The organism is Thermogutta sp., from assembly GCF_039793925.1.
Lineage (GTDB): Bacteria > Planctomycetota > Planctomycetia > Pirellulales > Thermoguttaceae > Thermogutta.
Genome location: NZ_JBAMME010000014.1, coordinates 1 through 1,813 on the forward strand (window position 1 = coordinate 1; position 1,813 = coordinate 1,813).

Annotated in this window: 1 protein-coding gene; it reads right to left on the bottom strand. The window is 56.5% G+C overall.

What is annotated here, in order from left to right; translation table 11 throughout:
• Positions 1-63 precede the first annotated feature (63 nt).
• The coding region (locus tag ABJK56_RS00725; RefSeq protein WP_347242752.1) for a PA14 domain-containing protein at positions 64-1,813 on the bottom strand (1,750 nt) is incomplete at its 5' end.

Here is a 1,813-nt window from a genome sequence, read left to right on the forward strand (position 1 = left end):
GGCCCCGACCCGAAGGCCGGGGCCACCGTTCATCGCTCACTCCTGGCCAGCAAGTCCCTCTCATTACGGCCAGAACACATAAAAATCATCCACGTAGGTCCGATACCGACCGGTCTCCGAAACCTGGTTATCATCGTACGCGAACATCAAATAGTCCAGAACCCGCCCTGCCATCGGCGTCAAATCCACCTCTATGTAGTACCATTGATTGAGCGGACCATTCCGCTCAGCGGGATGAATCCGCACACCCCACTGGTCGGTGATCCTCCATCCGGCACCATTGTCAAAGTCCCGCATTGTGTGCCCATCCCTTGTCGCCCCGTCCACCGAGACACGACGGGTTGCGGTCGCGTTCGCCCCCCGCGAGGTGTCGTGGTAAATCCAGAACGCAATCATTGTCCCTTCCCGAATCTCTATATCGTTCTCAAAAACCCGGTAGTAGCAGTAGGAGTTCTGCGAGGCGCTCATATCCTGCCCGGCGATCATCTCGGCCCAGTTGCCTGTACGCCAGGTCTCCCGATACCGACGACTGCATTCCGGCGGCGGGCTCTCGTTCCCGTACCAGCCAGCGACATTCGCCCGATACTGAATGCGGTCACTATACCCCAATGTCTGGCCATTCTCCCATCCGGTGGACAGGAGAACTTGGGAGACCGGCTTCCAAGCCACTTTGATCGTGGCCCCTCCTCCCCGCTCATAGTAATCCACACGCACCTGGTGGGCCCCTACGGTCAGGTAGCGAATCGCCTGATATGTATAGGGAGGCTGGTCCTGCCACCTGTCTATAATCAGGCTGTTATTCAGCCAGACCCGAACTCCATCGTCGGCGGTGGCGAAGAAGGCATACCAATCAGGAGAGGAAACAAATATCGTGCCGGTCCAGCGCACGGAGAAGTTGTCCGCCCCCACGCCGGGTATCCTGGGGCCACCGTTAAACCATTCAAAGTCAATGGCCGCATCGCTCCGGCTTCCCCGGTAGGTCTCAAAGTTGGTGCCGCTGTAGTAGTAGCCGGTGGCCGCGATCTGCCACACCTCGTGGGCCTGGACGAAGCGCATGGGGCTGAAAGTATTATCTTGGACCTGATTTACGCTCGCTTGGCCTCCACAAACTCCATTCGGGGGCCAATAGGGAGTGCCATTCGTATCCCGGTCTATCTGGAAATGAAGATGGGACCCGGAGGAGTTGCCTGTTGAACCTCGCGTTCCGATTACAGTGCCCCGCAAAACTTTGGCACTCCCGTCGCCCCGTCGTGCTTCACCATATACTTCCCTCAAGTGGGCATAGATAGAAGTCACACCCAGGAATCTCCCGTAACTTCCCGTTCTATCGTCGGGAACGGCGTTATGCAGAATGACCAACCGGTTGCCCCAGTTATCATCTCCCTGGACTGGGCGATTGTCTCCACATACATCACGGCCGGGGTTGTCAAGAGCCCATCGCCAATAACTGTAAATGACGCGCCCTTCCCCTACTGCCCTCACTGGTGTGCCACACGCTCCACTAATATCCACGCCTGGATGCCCTCCGGTTCCCTCCCCATCCGGCACAATTCCACAACACTCCGGACTTCCTACGCACCGGTATAAATCCGTCCATAACATTGTATATGGCCCTATAAACGTGCCGTTGTAGTCAGGAATCCCGTCAATAGGCTTGACCATACCAGCATAGTGCAGCCGCATCGGCCCAGGCTGAGTAGTACCCCACCAATAGCCCCCGTCTGCCCATACTATATAATTCGGAAGTATCATCAGCAGCAGAAAGGCTAATAGTACAGTACCTGCCAAAACAATGCCCTTTCGGATGCTCATA